Here is a 14,477-nt window from a genome sequence, read left to right as displayed (position 1 = left end):
TACCAGCCCGCGCCGGGCTATGAACCCGAGTACCAGCCGCAGCCCGAGTACCAGCCGCAAGCGGACTACCAGCCGCAAGCGGATTACGAACCGGCCCCGGAATACGGCCCGCCCGACGACTACTACCCGGGCCAGGACTACCCGACTCCGGTCGCCGTGCCGGTCGCACCCGCGCCCGAGCCGCCGTCCCGGCCGAACGGGCAATCGACGCGCCGCGAGTCCGGTCCGCCCGGACAGGAGTCGTTGTTCACACCCGAACCCGTCCCGATGCGCGGCCCCGGTCGCGAGCAGGGTGGGCGCGGGTCGCACCACGACGAGCCCGAGCCCGTGATCGCCGCCGCGCACCAGCCGGTCCGCGAGCACCCGGGACGGGAACATCCGGGACGGGAACATCCGTCACGCGAACACCAGACGCGCGAACACCAGACGCGCGAACATCCCGGACGCGAACATCAACCCCGCGAACCACAACCGGTCCGCGACAACCGCCCCGCGCACTCCGACCACGAGGACGACGACGAACCCATCGTCAGCGCCCGCAACTCCTGGCCGACCTACTTCACCAAGACCCAGGAGACGCCCGCGCCGAGTTCCTCGGCCAGCCTGAACGCGAAATACACCTTCGAGACCTTCGTCATCGGCGCGTCCAACCGGTTCGCGCACGCCGCCGCGGTCGCTATCGCGGAGGCGCCCGCGCGCGCCTACAACCCGCTGTTCGTCTGGGGCGCTTCCGGTTTGGGCAAGACGCACCTGCTGCACGCGGCCGGCCACTACGCGCAGCGGCTGTTCCCGGGTATGCGGGTGAAATACGTCTCGACCGAGGAATTCACCAACGACTTCATCAACTCGCTGCGTGACGACCGGAAGGTGGCGTTCAAGCGCCGCTACCGCGAGACCGACATCCTGCTGGTCGACGACATCCAGTTCATCGAGGGCAAGGAAGGTATTCAGGAGGAGTTCTTCCACACCTTCAACACGCTGCACAACGCGAACAAGCAGATCGTGGTGTCCTCGGACCGCCCGCCCAAACAGCTGGCGACTCTGGAGGAACGGTTGCGGACCAGGTTCGAATGGGGCCTGATCACCGATGTGCAGCCGCCCGAGCTGGAGACCCGGATCGCGATTCTGCGCAAGAAGGCGCGCATGGACCGGCTCGACGTGCCGCACGACGTGATGGAACTGATCGCCAGCCGGGTGGAGCGCAATATCCGCGAGTTGGAGGGCGCGCTGATCCGCGTCACCGCGTTCGCCTCGTTGAACGGTCAGCCGCTGGATCTGCCGCTGGCCGAGGTGGTGCTGCGCGATCTGATGCCGGAGACCGCGGCGCTGGAGATCAACGCGGCCACGATCATGGCGGTGACCGCGGAGTACTTCAACACGACCCTGGAGGAGTTGACGGGGCCGGGTAAGGCTCGGCCGCTGGCGCAGGCCCGGCAGATCGCGATGTACCTATGTCGTGAGCTCACGGACCTGTCGCTGCCGAAGATCGGCCAGGCGTTCGGCCGAGACCACACCACGGTGATGTACGCGGAGAAAAAGGTGCGTAAGGAGATGACCGAGCGCCGCCGGGTGTACGACCAGGTGCAAGAACTAACAGCCCGCATCAAACAACGCTCCCGATAAGTTATACACACCTGTGCACCGCCTCTGACCAGGGGCGGTGCATTTTTATGGGTTGGGGATTCCTCGAGGAATTCCTGTGGACTCCTCGAGGAATCCACTGGTTTGTCCACCGGTTCGCACACACCCTGTGGAGCAGGCCTGGGGGCCGCCACTCACAGCCAGTTGTCCCCATCGCTAACACCTTCAGCTACTCACAGGCACTGACCAGGCAGACTGCCGGTTAACCCCTGTGGATTCCTCGAGGAGTCCCTGGGGAGTCCTCGAGGAATCCTCGAGTTGTGCACCTGTTCCTGCACACGTGTGCACAAACACCTGATTACGGTGGAACAACTCGAGGAGCACTCGAGGATGAATACGGGACAACTTTCCGCGGTCCACAGACACCCTCGGTTCATCCTCGAGTCATGCGCCGGTCATCCCCACGGCACCGCACCGCGCCACCTGCGAAAACAGGCTCAGTCCACAGATTCCACAGTGCCTACTACTACTTCAGTTCTTTCAATTAGAGAGATCTCTTGAAAACAGGCTGTGTGGAAAGTCGGTCGAGCAGGGTCACGCGCCGAGCCACTCACCGAAGAGCGGCATCGAGGCAGAGCCAAGCACGCGGCACCGACAAGTTCGGCCGAGTCGTTTCGCCGCCGAACCCGAATCGCATGCCGGCGCGATACCCGGAAGTCGCGGACTCACACGCGATCTCCACTCACCGGTGAAAGCTCCGGAGGGTCGGGCTAGGTCTGCGCGGCCTACGCGAGTACGGTTTGTTGTCGGCCGCCTATGCCAGACTTTCGAAGGGCGGCCGATCCAGTACCCTCTTACGACGTTCGGCCCCGCACACGGATCACGGCAGTATCGACTCCAAGACTGGGAGAGGACAGATCGGGCGATGGAAAGCATGAAGTTTCGGGTCGCCCGTGAGGATTTCGCGGAATCCGTCGCCTGGGTCGCGCGCAGCCTCCCCTCCCGGCCTCCGGTGCCCGTCCTGGGCGGTGTGCTGCTGGTAGCCGATGAGGACGGCCTCACGGTCTCCGGCTTCGACTACGAGGTGTCCGCGCAGATGCGCGTCGCCGCCGAGGTCGCCGGTCCCGGTGAGGTTCTCGTCTCCGGCCGCCTCCTGGCCGACATCACCAAGGCGCTGTCCAACAAGCCGGTCGATGTCTCCGTCGACGGCACCCGCGTGCTGATCAGCTGCGGCAGCGCCAAGTTCTCCCTGCCCACCATGCCGGTCGAGGACTATCCCCAGCTTCCCGAAGTTCCGCAGCAGACCGGTGAACTCGGTGTGGATGTCTTCGCCGAGGCGGTCGGTCAGGTCGCCGTCGCGGCCGGCCGGGACGACACGCTGCCGATGCTCACCGGCATCCGCGTCGAAATCGAGGGCGCCAACGTCGTTCTCGCGGCCACCGACAGGTTCCGCCTCGCGGTCCGCCACATCGAGTGGAAGCCGGAGAAGGCGGATATCGAGACCGCGGTGCTGATTCCGGCCAAGACGCTCTCCGAAGCCGCGAAGACCCTCGGCTCCTCCGATGCGCCCGTGCAGCTGTCCCTGGGCACAGGAGCGGGCTCGGAGGGCCTGCTGGGCATCGTGAACGCCGGGCGCCGCACCACCACGCGCCTGCTCGATGCCGAATTCCCCAAGTTCCGCCAATTGCTCCCCAAGGAGCACACCTCCATTGCGACGCTGTCGGTTTCGGCCTTGTCCGAAGCCATCAAGCGTGTAGCACTGGTGGCCGAGCGCGGCGCTCAGGTGCGCTTGGAGTTCTCCACAGAAGGCTTGTTGCTGTCCGCGGGCGGTGACGACGCCGGACGCGCCGAGGAATGGCTGGATGCCGATTTCCGCGGCGAACCGCTCACCATCGCGTTCAACCCCGGTTATCTCGTCGACGGTCTCGCGGCGCTGCACGTGGATCGAGTCACCTTCGGGTTCACCACGCCGAGCCGTCCCGCGGTGCTGCTGCCCGCCGGCGAGGAGGAGCCCGAGGTGCTCGACTCCGGTGCCTTCGCCGCGCTGGCCAGCCCCTACATCTACCTGTTGATGCCGGTCCGGCTGCCGGGCTGATCCCCAGGAGTGCAAACGTCTGTGCATAACCGGGTGGAACCCGGTCCACTCGCCGTGGGCTGGGTTCTTCCGCAGGTCAGGGTGGGATAACGCATGTTCATCCGGGCGCTCTCGCTCCGTGATTTCCGGTCCTGGGAACAGGTCGAGCTCGAATTATCCCCAGGCCGCACGGTCTTCTTGGGATCGAATGGCAACGGCAAGACCAACCTGATCGAGGCGATCGGCTACCTCGCCACGCTCGCCTCGCACCGGGTCGCGGCCGACGCGCCGATGATCCGCATGGGGGCTACCAAGGCCCGGGTCGGCGCGACCGTGGTGAATACGGGCCGCGAACTGCGCATCGATGTCGAACTCAACGCCGGTGCCGCCAACCGCGCCCAGATCAACCGTTCGCCGGTGCGCCGGCCGCGCGAGATCCTCGGCATCCTGCAGACGGTGTTGTTCGCGCCGGAGGATTTGGCGCTGGTGCGCGGCGACCCGGGGGAGCGGCGGCGCTTCCTCGACGAGTTGTGCACAACCCGGCTCCCGCGGCTCGCGGCGGTGCGCGCGGACTACGACCGGGTACTGCGGCAACGCTCCGCTCTGCTGAAAACCGCCGGGCGCCAAGCGCGTTCGAAGTCCGACCTGAGCACTCTCGACGTGTGGGACGGTCACCTGGCGTCCCATGCCTCGGTATTGCTGGCGCAGCGTCTGGCGTTGGTGCACGATCTTTATCCCCATCTTGCACAGGCATACTCCTCGATCGCGCCCGAATCCCGGCCCGCCACAATCGGTTACCGCAGCGGCTATCTGCCGCCGGAACTGCTCGACCCCGCCCGGGAGCCGCAGCCCGAGGATGCCGCGGAGCTGGAAGCGATCATGTTGCGCGAGTTGGGGATTGCCCGGCCCAAGGAGCTGGACCGCGGGGTCTGCCTGGTCGGTCCGCACCGCGACGATCTGGACCTGTTGCTGGGCAGCGCACCGGCGAAAGGGTTTGCCAGTCACGGCGAATCGTGGTCCTTCGCGCTGGCGTTGCGGCTGGGCGCGTTCGAGCTGCTGCGCGCCGGCGGCACGGAGCCGGTGTTGCTGCTCGACGATGTCTTCGCCGAACTGGACCGCCGCAGGCGCGCCGCCCTGGCCGCGGTGGCGGCCGACGCCGAGCAGGTCCTCATCACCGCCGCGGTGCCCGAGGACGTGCCGGCCGAATTGGCGGCGGTGCCGCTGCGGGTGGAAACCAGCGGGGAGGCGGACCGGCGTACCTCCCGAATCGTCACACCTGACGATTCGGGACAGCGCGATGTCTGCGTTCTCCCGTAGAGTTCGCAGCGCCGAGTTACGGGGTCGGCGGCGGTATCACCAGCACCGATGAGTTATCCACAGGTTCTGTGGATAACTTCGTCCAGGTGACCGCCCTCCCGCTACCGCGACTTGGTGGCGCGAACGGTGGATGTTGTGCAGAACACCCACTTGACCGGGGCGAACAGACGTTCGATCTTGTGTGCTCGAGCCGCTGACCACGGGATTTCCATCCCCGGATCGCAGGTTCAGCGCCTGGGGACAACTTGACAAAACTGGGGACAAACCCAGCGGGCGAACGGAGCAGGTGATGACCGATCAGCCGGAACAGCACGGCGCCGGTGCACAATCAGCCGGGGCACGACCAGGCAGTGCACAACCAGGTGATGGCGAACCCGAGCTGCGCGGTATCGATCTGGCCCGGCGTGCGCTCGAAGAAGCCAGGGCGGCGGCGCGGGCCTCCGGTAAATCGGTCGGCCAGGGCCGGGCGTCACCGAAGCGGAGTCTGCGTCCCGGCGCCCGCCGCGGGCGCTCAGGGTGGTCGGGTCCGGGTCCGGACGCCCGTGATCCACAGCCGCTGTTCAAAATCACGAGCACGCTGGCGAAGAACCGCGGCTGGTCGGCGAAGGTGGCCGAGGGCATGGTGTTCGGTCAGTGGCCGAAGGTGGTGGGGGAGGACATCGCCTCGCACGCGAACCCGGTGACGCTCAAAGACGGCGTGCTGTCCATCGCCGCCGAATCCACCGCCTGGGCAACCCAATTGCGCATGTTGCAGAGCCAGATCCTGGCCAAGATCGCGGCCGCGGTCGGAAACGGCGTGGTCACCCAGGTGAAGATCACCGGTCCGGCGGCGCCGAGCTGGCGCAAGGGCGAGCGGCACATCCGCGGTCGCGGCCCCCGGGACACCTACGGGTAGGCCGTGCTACTTCCGGGCAAGTAACTAGTGCGCCCTAGGTGCTCGGAGAGGCGAATCAAACCGCCGGATGGCCGACAGGACACGTGTGGAGTCGATTTCTTTGGGCCACGGAGCCGTTAGGGGTGTGTTAGGTGCACTGTGGCTTGGGTCTACCAGTAGGATGGTGGCGTAACTAGCGGCGAACCTTCGGCGCGTTCGGATCGGCACGCTCTCGGACCCCAGATTTCGACCAGTCCAGACTACGGGGTTCATGGCGCTGTCCGGCCGCTGTCCTGAGGATCAGCAAGTAAGGAGAGCTACCGACAAGTGGCTGCCAACGAATCGGGCTCGACCAAAGCAACATCCGGTGATTACGACGCTTCCTCCATTACGGTCCTCGAAGGGCTCGAGGCGGTTCGCAAGCGCCCCGGCATGTACATCGGCTCCACGGGTGAGCGCGGTCTACACCATCTGATCTGGGAAGTCGTCGACAACTCGGTCGACGAGGCGATGGCCGGTTACGCCTCGCGCGTCGATGTGAAGCTCCTGGCCGACGGCGGCGTCGAGGTCGTCGACGACGGCCGCGGTATCCCCACCGGCATGCACGCGCAGGGCATCCCCACCATCGAGGTGGTCATGACCCAGCTGCACGCCGGCGGCAAGTTCGACTCCGACTCCTACGCGGTGTCCGGTGGTCTGCACGGTGTCGGTATCTCCGTGGTCAACGCCCTGTCGAGCCGGCTCGAAGCCGAGATCGACAATGCCGGCTTCCACTGGAGCCAGACCTACAAGGACGCGAAGCCGGGCCAGCTGATCAAGGGCGAGCCGACCAAGCGCACCGGTACCACCATCCGCTTCTGGGCGGATTCGGAGATCTTCGAGACCACCACCTACAACTTCGAGACGGTCTCGCGCCGCCTGCAGGAGATGGCGTTCCTGAACAAGGGACTCACCATCACCCTCACCGATGAGCGGGTCTCCGACAACGAGATCACCGACGAGGTGGTCAGCGAGACGGCGGAAGCGCCCAAGCATGCCGACGAGGCGGCCGAGGCGGCTGCGCCGAAGGTGAAGACCCGCACCTATCACTACCCGGGCGGGCTCGAGGATTTCGTCAAGCACATCAACCGGACCAAGCAGGCCATCCACAACTCGATCGTCTCGTTCACCGGCAAGGGCACCGGTCACGAACTCGAGGTCGCGATGCAGTGGAACTCGGGCTACTCCGAGTCTGTGCACACCTTCGCCAACACCATCAACACGCACGAGGGTGGTACGCACGAAGAGGGCTTCCGCGCGGCGTTGACCACGGTGGTCAACAAGTACGCCAAAGACAAGAAGCTCATCAAGGACAAAGACGGCAACCTCACCGGTGACGATATCCGTGAGGGCCTGGCCGCCATTGTGAGCGTCAAGGTCGGTGAGCCGCAGTTCGAGGGCCAGACCAAGACCAAGCTGGGCAACACCGAGGTCAAGTCGTTCGTGCAGAAGGCGTGCAACGAGCATCTCACGCACTGGTTCGAGGCCAACCCGGCCGACGCGAAGACCATTGTGAACAAGGCGGTTTCGTCCGCGCAGGCCCGGGTGGCGGCGCGTAAGGCGCGCGAGCTGGTGCGCCGAAAGTCCGCCACCGACCTGGGCGGTCTGCCGGGCAAGCTGGCCGACTGCCGGTCCAAGGATCCGGTGAAGTCCGAGATCTACATCGTCGAGGGCGACTCCGCCGGCGGCTCGGCCAAGTCCGGCCGCGACTCGATGTACCAGGCGATCCTCCCGCTGCGCGGCAAGATCATCAACGTTGAGAAGGCGCGCATCGACCGGGTCCTCAAGAACAACGAGGTCCAGTCGATCATCACCGCGTTCGGCACCGGCATCCACGACGAGTTCGATATCGCCAAGCTGCGGTATCACAAGATCGTGCTGATGGCCGACGCCGACATCGACGGCCAGCACATCTCGACGCTGCTGCTCACGCTGCTGTTCCGTTTCATGCGGCCGCTGGTCGAGCACGGGCACGTCTACCTCGCGCAGCCGCCGCTGTACAAGCTCAAGTGGCAGCGCAGCGAGCCCGAGTTCGCCTACTCCGACCGCGAGCGCGACGTGCTGATCGAGGCGGGTCTGTCGGCTGGCAAGAAGATCAACAAGGACGACGGCGTCCAGCGCTACAAGGGTTTGGGCGAGATGAACGCCAAGGAACTGTGGGAGACCACCATGGATCCGTCCGTGCGGGTGCTGCGCCAGATCACCCTGGACGACGCCGCCGCGGCCGACGAACTGTTCTCCATTCTGATGGGCGAGGACGTCGAGGCGCGTCGCAGCTTCATCACCCGCAATGCCAAGGACGTTCGCTTCCTCGACGTGTAGCCGGCGATCGCCCGCAGGTCGCTCGAAACAACCGGCCAGCCCTGAGATCAGCTGCTAACAGCGCTTTTTCGGGCCTGGCCCTCTAAGGAGACCACCGCATGACTGAGACCACCTTGCCTCCCAACGGCGGGGCCGGTGACCGGATCGAACCGGTCGATATCCAGAACGAGATGCAGAACAGCTACATCGATTACGCGATGAGCGTGATCGTGGGCCGTGCGCTGCCCGACGTGCGCGACGGTCTCAAGCCGGTGCACCGTCGCGTGCTCTACGCGATGTACGACAACGGCTACCGGCCCGACCGCGGTTATGTGAAGTCCGCGCGCCCGGTCGCCGAGACCATGGGTAACTACCACCCGCACGGTGACGCGTCGATCTACGACACCCTCGTGCGCATGGCCCAGCCGTGGTCGCTGCGCTACCCGCTGGTCGACGGCCAGGGCAACTTCGGTTCCCGCGGCAACGACGGCGCGGCCGCCATGCGTTACACCGAGTGCCGCCTGACGCCGCTCGCCATGGAGATGCTGCGCGAAATCGACCACGAGACGGTCGATTTCGCCCCGAACTACGACGGTCGTTCCCAGGAACCGACGGTTCTCCCCAGCCGGGTGCCGAACCTGTTGATGAACGGTTCCAACGGCATCGCGGTCGGCATGGCGACCAACATCCCGCCGCACAACCTCAACGAGCTCGCCGAAGCCGTCTACTGGGCGCTGGAGAACTACGAGGCCGACGAGGAAACCACCCTCGAAGCGTGCATGGAGCGGGTCAAGGGCCCGGACTTCCCGACCTACGGCCTGATCGTCGGCGGCCAGGGCATCCAGGACGCCTACCGCACCGGTCGCGGCTCCATCCGCATGCGCGGCGTGGTCGAGATCGAAGAGGACAACCGCGGCCGCACCACCATCGTCATCACCGAGTTGCCGTTCCAGGTCAACACCGACAACTTCATCAACTCGATCGCCGAGCAGGTGAAAGACGGCAAGATCGCCGGTATCTCGGATATCCACGACGAGTCCTCCGACCGCGCGGGCATGCGCATCGTGGTGACGGTCAAGCGGGACGCCGTGGCCAAGGTGGTGCTGAACAACCTCTACAAGCACACCCAGCTGCAGACCAGCTTCGGCGCCAATATGCTGTCCATCGTCGACGGCGTGCCGCGCACGCTGCGCCTGGACCAGATGATCCGGCTCTACGTCGATCACCAGTTGGAAGTCATCGTCCGGCGTACCCGGTACCTGCTTCGCAAAGCCGAGGAGCGGGCCCACATCCTGCGCGGCCTGGTCAAGGCGCTGGACGCGCTCGACGAGGTCATCGCGCTGATCCGGCGTTCGGCCAACACCGACACCGCGCGCACCGGCCTGATGCAGCTGCTCGACATCGACGAGATCCAGGCCACCGCCATTCTCGACATGCAGCTGCGGCGGTTGTCCGCCCTGGAGCGGCAGAAGATCGTCGACGAGTTGGACAAGATCGAAACCGAGATCGCGGATCTGAAGGACATTCTCGCCAAGCCGGAGCGCCAGCGCATCATCGTGCGCGACGAGCTGCGCGAGATCGTCGAGAAGTTCGGGGACGAGCGCCGCACCCGGATCGTCGCGGCCGACGGCGATGTCGCCGACGAGGATCTGATCGCCCGCGAGGATGTGGTCGTCACCGTCACCGAGACCGGTTACGCCAAGCGCACCAAGACCGACCTCTACCGCTCGCAGAAGCGTGGCGGCAAGGGCGTGCAGGGCGCGGGTCTCAAGCAGGACGACATCGTCAAGCACTTCTTCATCACCAGCACGCACGACTGGCTGCTGTTCTTCACCAACAAGGGCCGGGTGTACCGGGCCAAGGCCTACGAATTGCCCGAGGCCAACCGCACCGCGCGCGGCCAGCACGTGGCGAATCTGCTGGCCTTCCAGCCGGACGAGAAGATCGCCCAGATCATCCGCATCCAGAGTTACGAGGACGCACCGTATCTGGTGCTCGCCACCCGCAACGGTCTGGTCAAGAAGTCCAAGCTGACGGACTTCGACTCCAATCGCAGCGGCGGCATCGTCGCGGTGAACCTGCGGGACGAGGACGAACTGGTCGGCGCCGCGCTGTGCTCCAACGAGGACGATCTGCTGCTCGTCTCGGCGCACGGTCAGTCGATTCGCTTTTCCGCCACCGACGAAGCGCTGCGCCCGATGGGCCGCGCCACCTCCGGTGTGCAGGGTATGCGTTTCAATACCGACGATGAACTGTTGTCGCTCAACGTGGTTCGCCCCGACACCTATCTGCTGGTCGCGACGTCCGGCGGTTACTCCAAGCGCACCGCGATCGAGGAATACACCGCACAGGGTCGTGGCGGTAAAGGTGTATTGACTATCCAGTTCGACGCCAAGCGTGGCACTCTGGTCGGTGCGCTCATCGTCGACGACGAAGATGAGTTGTACGCGATCACGTCCAGTGGCGGCGTTATCCGCACGGCGGCGAAGCAGGTTCGTAAGGCTGGACGACAGACCAAGGGCGTGCGATTGATGAACCTCGCGGATGGCGATACGTTGCTTGCTATCGCGCGCAATGCCGACGAGCCCGATCAGCTTGCCGGCGATGACAGCACCGGTTCCGAGTAAATCCACCAGCGGCGGCAACGAACGGATCTAAGGATTCCCATTGACCACTCCGAATCAGCCGAATGACGAGCGGCAGCACACGAACGGTGTGACCGAACGGATCGCACCGTCCCCGATTCCGCCGCGGCCGACTTCCCGGCCGGTCGCTTCGGCCGAAGGCGGGCAGTCGAACGAAAATCCGGATCAGAAGAGCGAATTCTCCGCCAAGGCGCCGGATCAAAAATCCGGCGCCGAAGGGCGAGAACAACAGTCGGAGCCGGTCGGGCAGACCGGTGGCGGCCAATCGCCCTATCAGGAAGGTTGGTCGCAACTTCCGCAGCGGGAACCGCAGTCCAACCTGTACCGGCCCGGCCAGGCGCCGGTCACCGGACGGCCCGCGGGCGGGCTGAACGGCGGCGTCACCAACGCCCGCACCACCGCCGACCTCGCCGCCAAAGCCGCGCGCAAGGAAGCGGCGATGGTGAAATCCGTTGGTATCGACGGACCTACGCGCAGCATCGCGCGGCCGGAACTCATCAAGGACATGCCCGACCTGTCCGACATCCGGCATCCGCTGCCGCCGCAGGAAGCGACTGCCTCCGTCCCGCAGTACCACCCGGTGTCGCCGGCGGTTCCGGTAGCGGTGGCCGCGGCTGTCGCCTCCGGTGAGCCGCTGCGTGCCACCGTGCAGATCCGCCGCATCGACCCCTGGTCGACGCTGAAGATCTCGCTGGTGATCAGCGTGGCCCTGTTCTTCGTGTGGATGCTGGCCGTCGGCCTGCTCTATATCGTGCTCGAGGGCATGGGCGTCTGGGAGCGGCTGAACAACACCTTCACCGACATGGTGTCGCAGGACAGCGGTTCGGTGGGTCTGATCGACGCGGGCACGGTCTTCGGCTATGCCGGTGTCATCGGGCTGATCAACGTGGTGCTGTTCACCGCGCTCGGCACGGTCGGCACGTTCATCTACAACCAGTGCTGCGACCTCGTCGGCGGTATCCAGGTCACCCTGGCCGACCCCGACTAGCAATGCTTTACGGACGGCCGGTGTCAGCCCTCGCGGGGCGGGCGCCGGCCGTCCGCCGTTTCCAGGCACGCCGAAGAAATGTGATCTGACCAGGCGTTTTGGTTGTACTGGGTGGTGTCGGGTAATCTTTGTCCTCGGCTCGGGTGCTACACCACAGAGTCGTTTTCGGGCCTATAGCTCAGGCGGTTAGAGCGCTTCGCTGATAACGAAGAGGTCGGAGGTTCAAGTCCTCCTAGGCCCACATTTCCACTCCAGAAATGGCTCATGCTCACTCAGAGCATGAGCCATTGTCGTAATTCTGGGTGCGGGCTGATCGGCCCAGTAGGGTGGAGTCATGAAACTTCTTCTCACCGTTGGTATTGCGGTCGCCGTCCTCGTCGGAATCACCAAGCTGCGCAAGCGCGACGACGCTGATCTCTGGCACGAGGTGACCAACCGCTGACCGCTGCCGGCTATCTGGCAGTTCGCTCGCAATGGGCTTGTTTGACTAGGCAAACGCCCGGCAGGTACCGTTTCGGGCGGTAAGGGGCCTTAGCTCAATTGGCAGAGCACTGCCTTTGCAAGGCAGGGGTTAGGGGTTCGATTCCCCTAGGCTCCACTCGATCGAATGGCTCGCGCTCGCACGAGCGTGGGCCATTTTTCGTTGTGTCAGGCGGTTTCCTCCAGCGGCCCGTGCCGGTCCAGGTGCAAATAGGTGTAGCAGGTGGTCAGCAGGCACACCACGGTGGCGGTGATGAGCATGGCCCAGCCGGGGACGGCGAGGCTGAGCAGGCCGCCGAGGAACGCGCCGAGGGCGAAGGCGGCGTAGACGAGGAAGTAGCCGAGCCAGTCGGCGTAATCGCCGCCGCCGATGTGACGTTCGATGCCCTGGCCCATCTTCACGATGGTGCCCGTGACATAGCTGAGCGGGATCGAGACTTCGCCGTCCTTGACGAAAGAGGTGTTCAGCGCGCCGACGCCGAAGGCGACGAAAAGAATCGGGATGAACTCGATCCGCGAGGTGTCCTCGGCGTGGCTGACCAGGTAGAGGTCGGTGAGCGCGGAGACAGCGAGGCTGACGGTGGTGAGCAGGGTGGGGCCGTGCGGGTGGGCGTGCCAGAAATGGCGGCGGCACCAGGAGGCCACGATGACACCGGACAGGAAGGACGCCAGCAGCGCGGCCGCGGCGACGGCCATATCGCGGCCGCCGTCGAAATGGCCGAGGATGGCCCGTTCGGTGTTGCCGGTCATGAAGGTGACGAAGTAGCCGGCGGTGTGCATGAACGCGGCCGCGCCGATCAGACCGGCCAGCCCCGCCAGCACCCACGAGATGCGGGCTTCGGCGTCGTACAGTGCCCGTTTGCGCGCCGAATCCGGCTGCTTCACAGGTCAGGCTCCTCCCACGGCAGGTGACGGAGGTTCAGTCTCACCTACAACCAGGTGGATGATCGTGCGGCAGCGCCGGTGGTTTGTCAGTAGATTTCGAGCGAGCGCCGACTCATTCCAGGAGGACCGACATGCGCAGTGACATCTTCCGCGCGGAGAATATGGCCCAGCCGGCCACCGAACTCGGCCTCGCCCTGCAGCACTCGCGGTGCGTGAAGGCGTGTGTCAACGGGGAGGTCTATGCCCGCCAAGGCGCGATGATCGGCTATCGCGGACAGTTCGCGTTCGAGGTGAAGAGCCAGGGGCTGGGCAACCTGGTGAAGCGGTTCGCCACGGGCGAAGGCGTGGCGTTGATGGCCTGCCGCGGCCAGGGTGAGGTCTGGTTCGCCCACCATTCCTCGGAGTGTTTTCTGATCGACCTCGATCCGGGGGATTCGCTCTCGATCAACGGCAAGCACATCCTCGTCTACGAGCCCACCTTGAGCTATGACATCCAGATGGTGTCCGGCGCAGGTGCTTTCGTCGGCGGTGGCCTGTTCAACTGTGTGTTCCAAGGCCGGGGCAGGCTGGCGATCACCAGCCATGGTCAGCCGATCGTCGTCCCGGTCAGTCATCAGCAGCCGGTGTTCGCCGATTCGGACGCGTTGATCGGCTGGTCCGCGGGATTGCAGACCTCGATTGTCCGTACCCAGAGTTTCGGCTCGATGCTGCGCGGCGGCTCCGGTGAGGTGGCGCAGGTGCGATTCGCCGGCGAGGGTTTCGTCATGCTCCAGCCCTCGGAGTTGAACTTGGGCGTGGCAACAGGATCGAGGTGACTACACCGCCGCCGCCTCGGCGGTGTCGTAGGCGGTGCGGGCGGCGGCGATCTCGCGCTGGTGTGATTCGGTCCAATTCACCAGCGCCTGAATGGTTTCGTGCAGGCTCGCGCCGAGCGGGGTGAGTTCGTAGTCGACGCGCGGCGGCACCACCGCGTACACGGTGCGGCGGACCAGGCCGTCGCGTTCCAGCTGCCGCAGGGTGCGGGTGAGCATGCGCTGGCTGATGCCGTCGATCTCGCGGCGCAGTTCGGTGAAGCGCATGGTGCGGCCGGCCAGCAGTGCGATGGCGAGTAGCGACCACTTGTCGGCGATGCGGTCCAGAATTTGGCGCACTTCGCAGTCGGCGCGGGTGTCCCACTGCCGAGCCGTGAAGTCGTCGGTATCCGCGCAGTAACCGAGGGACTCTGAAGTGCCTTCTTCCATGGTTATCGATGGTGACGCATGATGGCCTTAGTTACAAGAGGTAACCGACGGG

At 65.3% G+C, this 14,477-nt stretch carries 10 protein-coding genes, 2 tRNA genes and 1 pseudogene; 11 read left to right on the top strand and 2 right to left on the bottom strand.

Translation table 11 applies throughout. The features are described 5' to 3' along the window. Nucleotides 1–513 precede the first annotated feature (513 nt). The 10 genes and pseudogenes from dnaA to BJ987_RS05640 form a co-directional block, all read left to right on the top strand. Nucleotides 514–1,623, top strand: a pseudogene (dnaA, locus tag BJ987_RS38345) (chromosomal replication initiator protein DnaA); the annotation flags it as partial. 892 nt (nucleotides 1,624–2,515) lie between these two features. Next, a complete protein-coding gene (gene dnaN / locus BJ987_RS05680) occupies nucleotides 2,516–3,676 on the top strand; it encodes a DNA polymerase III subunit beta (protein ID WP_209885328.1) in 1,161 nt (386 codons plus the stop codon). Between the two features lie 93 nt (nucleotides 3,677–3,769). Continuing rightward, entirely contained in the window at nucleotides 3,770–4,972 is a 1,203-nt protein-coding gene (gene recF, locus BJ987_RS05675) for a DNA replication/repair protein RecF (protein ID WP_209885326.1), read from the top strand. 289 nt (nucleotides 4,973–5,261) lie between these two features. After that, on the top strand, nucleotides 5,262–5,867 hold the full coding sequence (locus BJ987_RS05670) for a DUF721 family protein (RefSeq protein ID WP_209885324.1): 606 nt from the start codon (nucleotides 5,262–5,264) through the stop codon (nucleotides 5,865–5,867). Nucleotides 5,868–6,173: 306 nt separating this feature from the next. Then, on the top strand, nucleotides 6,174–8,207 hold the full coding sequence (gyrB, locus tag BJ987_RS05665) for a DNA topoisomerase (ATP-hydrolyzing) subunit B (RefSeq protein WP_209885322.1): 2,034 nt from the start codon (nucleotides 6,174–6,176) through the stop codon (nucleotides 8,205–8,207). Nucleotides 8,208–8,305: 98 nt separating this feature from the next. Then, nucleotides 8,306–10,813, top strand: coding sequence for a DNA gyrase subunit A (gene gyrA, locus BJ987_RS05660; protein WP_209885320.1), 2,508 nt, complete (start codon nucleotides 8,306–8,308; stop codon nucleotides 10,811–10,813). Between the two features lie 40 nt (nucleotides 10,814–10,853). Further along, on the top strand, nucleotides 10,854–11,819 hold the full coding sequence (locus tag BJ987_RS05655) for a DUF3566 domain-containing protein (protein WP_209885318.1): 966 nt from the start codon (nucleotides 10,854–10,856) through the stop codon (nucleotides 11,817–11,819). A gap of 167 nt (nucleotides 11,820–11,986) precedes the next feature. Then, a tRNA-Ile gene (locus tag BJ987_RS05650) sits at nucleotides 11,987–12,060 on the top strand. A gap of 93 nt (nucleotides 12,061–12,153) precedes the next feature. After that, complete coding sequence (locus BJ987_RS05645) at nucleotides 12,154–12,261, top strand: DLW-39 family protein (RefSeq protein ID WP_209885316.1); 108 nt, start codon at nucleotides 12,154–12,156, stop codon at nucleotides 12,259–12,261. Nucleotides 12,262–12,344: 83 nt separating this feature from the next. Next, nucleotides 12,345–12,417, top strand: a tRNA-Ala gene (locus BJ987_RS05640). 50 nt (nucleotides 12,418–12,467) lie between these two features. Here the strand turns inward: BJ987_RS05640 and BJ987_RS05635 are convergent. After that, complete coding sequence (locus tag BJ987_RS05635; protein ID WP_307869501.1) at nucleotides 12,468–13,184, bottom strand: YoaK family protein; 717 nt, start codon at nucleotides 13,182–13,184, stop codon at nucleotides 12,468–12,470. A 131-nt stretch (nucleotides 13,185–13,315) separates the two neighbouring features. Between BJ987_RS05635 and BJ987_RS05630 the strand changes: the two genes are divergently transcribed. Beyond that, nucleotides 13,316–13,999, top strand: a complete 684-nt coding sequence (locus tag BJ987_RS05630; protein ID WP_209885314.1) for an AIM24 family protein — start codon at nucleotides 13,316–13,318, stop codon at nucleotides 13,997–13,999. On the opposite strand, the gene BJ987_RS05625 is transcribed toward BJ987_RS05630, so the two are convergent. Then, nucleotides 14,000–14,425 (bottom strand): winged helix-turn-helix transcriptional regulator, encoded by a 426-nt coding sequence (locus BJ987_RS05625; protein WP_209885312.1) that lies wholly within the window; start codon nucleotides 14,423–14,425, stop codon nucleotides 14,000–14,002. Nucleotides 14,426–14,477 lie beyond the last annotated feature (52 nt).

Source organism: Nocardia goodfellowii (genome assembly GCF_017875645.1).
Lineage (GTDB): Bacteria > Actinomycetota > Actinomycetes > Mycobacteriales > Mycobacteriaceae > Nocardia > Nocardia goodfellowii.
Note: the sequence above shows the minus strand (reverse complement) of the source record. Positions and strands in the feature narration are given on the sequence as shown.

Bases quoted from the DNA above. Each gene is read 5' to 3' on its own strand.
- dnaN (WP_209885328.1), top strand. From the start codon at position 2,516: ATGAAGTTTCGGGTCGCCCGTGAGGATTTCGCGGAATCCGTCGCCTGG.
- recF (WP_209885326.1), top strand. From the start codon at position 3,770: ATGTTCATCCGGGCGCTCTCGCTCCGTGATTTCCGGTCCTGGGAACAG.
- BJ987_RS05670 (WP_209885324.1), top strand. From the start codon at position 5,262: ATGACCGATCAGCCGGAACAGCACGGCGCCGGTGCACAATCAGCCGGG.
- gyrA (WP_209885320.1), top strand. From the start codon at position 8,306: ATGACTGAGACCACCTTGCCTCCCAACGGCGGGGCCGGTGACCGGATC.
- BJ987_RS05645 (WP_209885316.1), top strand. From the start codon at position 12,154: ATGAAACTTCTTCTCACCGTTGGTATTGCGGTCGCCGTCCTCGTCGGA.
- BJ987_RS05630 (WP_209885314.1), top strand. From the start codon at position 13,316: ATGCGCAGTGACATCTTCCGCGCGGAGAATATGGCCCAGCCGGCCACC.
- BJ987_RS05625 (WP_209885312.1), bottom strand. From the start codon at position 14,425: ATGGAAGAAGGCACTTCAGAGTCCCTCGGTTACTGCGCGGATACCGAC.